This window comes from Cellulosilyticum sp., assembly GCF_982396655.1.
This window is the reverse complement of record NZ_CEVXFV010000049.1, coordinates 23,079-30,985: the sequence shown is the minus strand read 5'-3', so window position 1 is coordinate 30,985 and position 7,907 is coordinate 23,079. Positions and strand designations below refer to the sequence as shown.

The 7,907-nt window shown below is 30.7% G+C and carries 5 protein-coding genes and 1 tRNA gene; 1 reads left to right on the top strand and 5 read right to left on the bottom strand.

The features are described from left to right. Positions 1–399: 399 nt before the first annotated feature. The 4 genes from AC1VAQ_RS16560 to AC1VAQ_RS16545 form a co-directional block, all read right to left on the bottom strand. Positions 400–473, bottom strand: a tRNA-Arg gene (locus tag AC1VAQ_RS16560). A gap of 423 nt (positions 474–896) precedes the next feature. Further along, positions 897–4,322, bottom strand: a complete 3,426-nt coding sequence (locus tag AC1VAQ_RS16555; RefSeq protein WP_479904208.1) for a DEAD/DEAH box helicase — start codon at positions 4,320–4,322, stop codon at positions 897–899. A 34-nt stretch (positions 4,323–4,356) separates the two neighbouring features. Further along, positions 4,357–5,160 (bottom strand): Hachiman antiphage defense system protein HamA, encoded by an 804-nt coding sequence (locus AC1VAQ_RS16550; protein WP_479904207.1) that lies wholly within the window; start codon positions 5,158–5,160, stop codon positions 4,357–4,359. Positions 5,161–5,563: 403 nt separating this feature from the next. Continuing rightward, the gene (locus AC1VAQ_RS16545; protein WP_479904206.1) at positions 5,564–6,148 is read right to left on the bottom strand and encodes a recombinase family protein; all 585 of its coding nucleotides are present in this window, start codon (positions 6,146–6,148) and stop codon (positions 5,564–5,566) included. A 183-nt stretch (positions 6,149–6,331) separates the two neighbouring features. Between AC1VAQ_RS16545 and AC1VAQ_RS16540 the strand changes: the two genes are divergently transcribed. Further along, positions 6,332–7,594, top strand: a complete 1,263-nt coding sequence (locus tag AC1VAQ_RS16540) for a hypothetical protein (protein ID WP_479904205.1) — start codon at positions 6,332–6,334, stop codon at positions 7,592–7,594. Positions 7,595–7,706: 112 nt separating this feature from the next. Here AC1VAQ_RS16540 and AC1VAQ_RS16535 read toward each other — a convergent pair whose 3' ends face one another. Beyond that, a complete protein-coding gene (locus AC1VAQ_RS16535) occupies positions 7,707–7,895 on the bottom strand; it encodes a hypothetical protein (protein ID WP_479904204.1) in 189 nt (62 codons plus the stop codon). Positions 7,896–7,907 lie beyond the last annotated feature (12 nt).

The window sequence follows — 7,907 nt, the reverse complement described above, 5'->3', positions numbered from 1 at the left end:
CATTGCCTTAAGAAAGAGCTATTAATCAGTTTACACAAAATTTTATACAGGCTCCCTCATTCAAAGTAGTGGAGCACTTAAATTAATGGTCCTCATTCAAAGTAGTGGAGCACTTAAATTAATGGTCCTCATTCAAAGTAGTGGAGCACTTAAATTAATGGTCCTCGTTCAAAGTAGTGGAGCACTCTATATATACTTATAATACATCTTCATTAGTTAAAAGTCAATATTCTGATATCTTTTTTCTATAGTTTTTCTAATATAATATATGCATCCTATTTAAAAAAAATACTTTTTATCTACTACAACCTTACTACAACCTTTACTTATTTTTTATCTATAAAAAAAAGGAAAAGATATTCTAATCATTGATAAATAGTATCTTTTCCTTCTCATTGACACACGCAGTAGGATTCGAACCCACGACATTCTGATCCGAAGTCAGACGCTCTATCCAGCTGAACTATGCGTGCATATTTAGTTAGTGTAGTCAGAATTTAACTACTTTATGATTGTAGCACTTTTTGGTAGTGAGTTCAATATGAATTGATAGACAATATATTGAAAGTTTCTTATGTGCTATTGACTCTATTTACTTTTATCTCTAATTAACATTTGTTCTCACTGGAACATCTGATTTTTTTGTGTTTACGACATCTGATTTTTGGTCTTTTTATAAGCATATCATGTATATAAAAGCAATTCAAGGAAAACAAAAAAGAGAGAACATAAAATGTCCTCTCAAATCTATTCTTTTATTAGTGGTTTTGCCTGTTCAATCGTACATTACACGGTTAACCCCTTTAACCTCGTTTATGCCTCTTATTGTATCTTCTCTAAGTACTTTCATGGCAAGTCTTACTATATAGTAGTATGTTCTTTCTTCTCCCTCTTACTTATACTACTTCTATTATCTCTACTTCTATACTGAGTAAATCTATAATCTTTTTAATTCTTCCTCTATACATTCTGCCTCCTAAATCAATATCTGCTGCTAATTGCTTTGCTATATGCCTATCCACATACCCAACGATTTCAGTATCTTTCTTAATTAATATAGCATTCCTATCGTATTTATTAGTATATTCTCGCTCTAAAAGTACTATATCTCCTTCACTTAGTTTCCTTGCCACCTTAATTCTTTCTTCATATCGTATTCCCTTAATATAAGTGCACACATTTGTTTTCTTTATATTAGCAAAATTATCTAGGTTATAAAACTGCTGTCTCTCTAGTATAGCCTTTAGTTCCCATTCATTCGTAAGTCCTATAGTATATCTTAAATCATTATATGATAATCCTATAAACATTTTCATAAAATTCCTTAAATTATATCTGCTGTATGTTTTATAAAAATACTCACTGATTAACTTTGAAGTCTCTCTAGTTGGTGTACCCAATTCTTTTGCAAAGCAACTATATATATCATTTAATCCATTTTTTACAAAGATTGTAGCATTCTTAATTCCTTCTGGATATTTATCAATATCTTCATCTAAATAATAAGATAGTATTGTATTAAATGCACTAACTCCCCATGGATATTTATACACTAACATTTCCTCTATGAATGTATTTAGGTTTTCTACACTATAATTTTCTTTGTATAATATCCATTTGCTTCTTATTTCTTCTATTTCTATTCCTGAAATCCACATATTTAATACTGTTCCTATAAACTTTTTATTATCTTTAATATTTATTTGACTAATTTCTCCTCGTGTTGATTTCATTTCTTGTATATCACTAATACATTCAAATACATAATTAATAATATAACTTAAATAATCATCTTCACTTATTGTCTCTTTTATATGTTCTAAATTATTTTCTATGTATTTTGCTATCCTCTCACAACTTTTTAAGCATAACCCCGTTTTAGCATATATCTTTTGTTTTTTTCTATCTTCTACTTGTGAGTAAAAATTTATACTAGCATTCAATGCTACTGTTTTCAGATTTGTACTATCCATATCAAGTGCCTGTATTTTGAATAAACTCTGATTTAAGATTCCTTCTATATATTGTTCATCTGGTGTATCTATTGCCTCTTCTACTAATAATGCCATTAATTCAGGTTCAAGTAATTGAGTAAGTCGTTCATTCCACTCCTCTTGCTTTATTCTCTTTTGCACTAACTCTTGTACTAACACATATAATGCACTCTCAAGTTGTTGCTTATTATTTTCATCCATATATTCCTTTATTAGTTTTCTATCTGTTACTCCTTTATTGGATATAAATATAACCCTACCCTCTGTTTCTTTCCCTGCTCTACCTGCTCTACCTACAATATTCCAAAAGTCTCTTTTATCAACGTATTTTCCCTCATTACTATTAATAACCAATGAATGTACAATAATTGTTTTTATAGGAAGATTCACTCCTTGCCCCAAAGTAGTGGTTGAAATAAGTACCTTTAACTTCTTTTCTTTAAAATCTTTTTCTATTGCACGTCGTAAGGTCTGTGGTAAAACACTATAATGAACACCTATTCCTCTTTTTAAACACTTAGTTATATCTGATTCTTCCCCTAACCACTTTTTAGCTATTTCATAGCTGTAACTACCCACTTGTTCATTAAAACACTCTTTTACGCTATCTCCTCTTAACTCAAATAACTTCAAAAATGCATTAACTATACTTTTTACATATCTCGGTGTAGATGAAAAAATTAATACAGGAGCTTCCTCTGCATATTTATATGCTAACTCTGCTGCTATTTCATTTTTTGAATCTACTCCCGGAAAGTATATTTCTCTCTCTTTTCGTTTTACTCGTGTATAACCAATATATTTATTTTGCGTAATAACATTAGGAATAAAAGAAGTTTTCCTATTATCCCCCACTTTCATGTTTTTAACAAAAATAGTACCATTATTGTTTTCTCTCCATTCAAAAGCACATAAATATCTTCTAGTAGGTTGCCAAGGTACTTGTCCTGCATCCTCGGGTGATGTTAATATCTTCTGTTGATTATTTGTTAACCAAATTGCCAATTGCTTAGCACTTTCCTGATTAATAACAGCTGAGATAAATAAAAATCTAGCATCTTTCATCTTTCTTTTTAAACGAATCATTAACATCTCAAACTTAACTGCTCTTTCATCTTTATTACCAATTAAATGTCCTTCATCAATGACAATTAGCGATACTTCTCCAAGTTCACCACTATCTGTTCTTAATAACAAATTTAACTTTTCAGGTGTTAATATTAAAACATCTGAATTACTAATTCTTGAACCCTCTATATCATCTAATTCAAAATTACCTGATACTCCTGAAATAACATATCCTAAACTTCCAAGTGATTTACATAAACCCAACTCAACTTCATTGACTAATGCTTTATATGGTGCGATATATATGCACTTTTTTTTCGGCTCATTCACTAAAGCATTTAATATACATAATTCAGCAACCATTGTTTTCCCTGCACTAGTGGGCATTTGGCAAATCCAACTACTTAAATCAGTATCATCTAATATACCTTGTTCTATAGCTCTTAATTGAGAGTTCCAAAACTCTATAATTGACTTATCCTCATCTATTTTTTCCTCATCAATTTTTTTATTCCCATTATTAGTTAGTAACCTTGCATATCTTATCCAAATATCTTCTTGTAATTTTCCTTTTTTACCAAGTACATTCCATATTCCTCTATTTACTAATAACTTATACCTTAATTTTAACAATGAATTAAGCCTACTTAAAAGTAAATTTCCCTCAGCTATAAATGCCTTGTTTATACCATTTATTTCGTTCATAACATATTCATTATCTTTTATATACTCAGCATAGTCTGACGTTCCTTCTAAAATTTGTTTTCCCAAAATATTAATCATCATAAAGAATCTTACTAAAGTATCTTTATCATCATTTCTAACATCTTTAATTTCCTTCATTGCTACTTGATACATTGCTTTAATTTTCTTTTGTAATAATAATTGTACTACCAACAAATAACTATTTTCTTCAGCATCTTCATTTAACTTGTATCTCGTTCTCAATAAACATTGTGCATTAGCTTGATAACCTGCTATTTCATAGCACATCGCTGCTAATACCAAACAAAAATCTTTATCATAATCATTAGATATATTACTTAATATCTCATAAATATATCCTGATAACCTCATGGCTTCAATTGCATTTAGATTCTTTGTATCCTCCTCTAGTACAATAGTCGACTTACTACTTAAGTACATAGCCTGTTGCCATAAATATCTTTCATCATATGTTGAGTTAAACTTTGCTCCCATCTTCTTAGCTAAAATCTGTTTTATAAAATTATTCAACTTAGGTTGATGTATAAGCTCCACTAATTCCCTTTCTTTTTCTTTAATATACTGCTCTCTATTCACCATACACTAATTTCTCCCCTATATCAGCTGTTAACTCATATGTTTCCTCTATCAAGTCTTTAAAGTTCGGTATGAGTACTATATTTATAAACAATCTTTCTAAGTCTACACTACTAGCTTTTAAAATATCAACAATCTCATCTCTCCATATACTTCCATCCATTATTAAGAATATCTGAAACTCTTTAGTATGATTATCCATATTTAAATATATCTTATCGTATTTTGCTGCTAACTCGTAATCTCCTTTTTCAAAATATACCTTAGAAATAAAGTCTATAATATCTGGTAATGAACTTCCATTGTCCCTATATAGACTTTCATATGCCTTTATTCCTATTTCTTTATCATATGTTATTTTTGTTTTAACCTCACAGTAGATTAATTCTGGTAATTCTTCTTCATTTTCTCTTATAGCAAAAACATCTGTTCCAAACATTGATTTTTCATTATTTATTTTCCATCTTAATTTTGTTATTGGTAGTATAACACTCTTTATATCATTTAAAATAATAGCAGACAATACCTCTCCCCAATCTCCTTGTTTTACATTTTTGCTAAATTGATTGTCTTGATTAGGAAATATTTTTTCTTTAATATACTTTCTCAATTCCTCTTTATCTCTATCTTTATACCTAAACTTTAGCTGTTCAATATTTCTGAAACTGCTAATTAAATGGTTTGCAATATATTCTTTTACTTCTTGAGAAATGTCATCTACTTCTTTAAGGTCAATAACCTGAAATTTATCTGTATCTAACTCGCGCATCTCTTCATACAACCATTTATTTATCATATGCCACCTCATTCTCACTCTAGTATCTAATAAGCTAATTTTATCATAATATTCATACACTAGCTACTAAACACATACTTATTTCCCTATTTTTATACACAATTACCAATTATGTGTCATAATCTATCGACTACTCGCTTCATAAAAACACTCCTATTATGCTCATATAATTACGTCAAAAAACCCTCTCGCTTATTAACTTCCCTTCCTAACTCTATAAAATCTTAGTTTTACTACATATCTTCTCACTTTATCTCCCTTCGTCTCGACTACTAGATACTATGTGTCATTAATTACTTACTCTGTCTCACATTATTCCACATACCCTTTAATGGAATTGATACCCCCCTATTTGTTCACATACAAAAAGACTACCTTTTAGGTAGCCTTCCTATAAGTTAATTTATGCTCTTTGTTTTTCTGCCTTACGCTTTCTTACAGCTCGGATAAGTGTACTTTTACTTATCCTTGTCATTCTCTCAACTTCTGTATAACTGTGTTTCTGTAATAATTCTAATGCCATGCTTATTTGTGTATCTGTATAACTTTTAGGTCTTCCTTCCTTAAAGCCATCTTTCGTCTTTGCAATAGCCTTTCCTTCTTGTGTACGTTCAATTATCATGTCTCTCTCAAATTCTGCAAATGCAAAGAACACATTTCTAATAAGCTTTGAAGCAGGTGTATTATCCATAACCCCTATATTAAGAATATGTACTCTTATTCCTCTCTCAATTAATGAATTAACTAACTCACTTCCTTGCGTCATGCTTCTTGCAATCCTATCAAGCTTAGTAACTATTAGAGTATCTCCTTCTGAAAGCTTATCTAGGAGTTTATCTAACTCTGGTCTATCCATCTTTGTTCCTGTAAAACTATCAGAACATATCTCTATTGCTCCTGCTTCTCTAAGTTGCTGTTCCTGACTCTCCAAACTGTTTCCATCCTTAGCCTGTCCTTTTGTACTTACTCTTGCATAACCATAAATCATATGTATTTTCCTTTCTAGTTTTGACACTATGTATTGACACCATCTAATGCATTGATTATACGTTCTAAAAAAATCGGTGTCAATACTTATAAGTTATGACACTTTATACATTTATTCTTTCTATGCATAATCCTCTCCCCTTTAGGACAACATAAACTCATCAAAAATTAAAGGAGGATTTTTATGCATTTTAAAGATTTATCAGGACTTAAGTTCGGTTCGATTACCATCCTTTCTAAAAATGAATTTAAGTCTCGAGAGTATAAAGAAAGAACTGGACATTCAAAAGTATTCTGGAACTGTATATGTGACTGTGGTCAAGAATGCACAACTGATACTTATACTCTAAAAACACACTTCAATACACTCTGCCCCAAGTGTAACTTCAAATCTTTCAAAGATTGGTATTTAGAAACTTCTAATGAACTACTATTAGACCTGTGGGACTACCCCCTCAATAGTTGTTCACCTGAAGAAGTCTCTTATGGAACTGAACAAGAGTTCTTTTTTAAATGCCCTAACCATCGTCATCCTAGCACTAAAATTAAGCTTTATCTTTTAAGGCACCTTAAGAAACCAAGCTATTGCAAAGCCTGTAAATCATTTGCTCAATGGGGTATAGACAACCTTGGTAGTACATTTCTTGATGATTATTGGTCAGATAAAAATACAGCTGATCCATGGCAAGTAAATAAGGGAACAACTGAATATGTATTTATTAAATGTCAAAGCTGTACCTACCACCCTGACTATTTAGTTTCACCAAGCAACTTCATCAAACACAATTCAAGATGTCCTCTATGCAGTGGATACTCTGGCAAAATACATCAATTAGACTCTCTTGGCTCAAAATATCCAAAAGTCTTTTCTATTTGGCCAGAAACAAACATGTCATCTCCTTATGACTATTCTCCCCATAGTGGCAAACAAGTCAATTGGAAGTGCTCTCTTGGTATCCATCCTAACTACACCCGAACCATTAATACTTCTGTGAAATGTGATTTCAGATGTCCTCAATGTGTAAGTGAATGTTCTCAATCTGAATTACAATTCAAAGTTAGTGCTTATATCGATGAACTAGGCTATAAACTTCTTCATGAACGTAATTGCACAATCATTCCTAGAAATCCTAAGCACAAAAAAAGTGCTAGATATGATATGCCTTTTGACAATGAAATCCCTGAACTAAAATTAATCATTGAAGTTCATGGACAGCAACATTACTCAATGCATGAATTTCATAGAATGCAATCAAAGAAAAATGGTATCCCTATTAATGAACTCTTTAAGGCACAAAAATTACGTGATAGATACAAATCATATATTGCATTTATGAACGGATACCACTATCTTGTAATTCCATACTGGGCACTCAAAGATGACCATTATAAAATCTTAATCACTAATAAGATTAATGAGATTTTATCGTCTCAAGATACACATTAAGTGTGTATCTCAAATTAGTACATAAGTAACAATAAAAATCAAATCTTTTATACACATAAAAATAAGAGCCACGAACATTGAAATTTCGTTAGCTCTTAAAATAATTAACCTCTTAAAGGCCAAATGATAAAAACCATTCTAAAATGTCATCATCAACCTTTGCCATAGTAGGTTCTTGTTTTTTACCTGTTTCTACTGACTCTTCCGGTTCTATAGTTTCAGTATATACAGTATATTCTCCTGTCCTACTATTAAACACAACAATATTTCCATCTTCATTTTCTGTTATTAATCCACTCATAATTAATCCTCC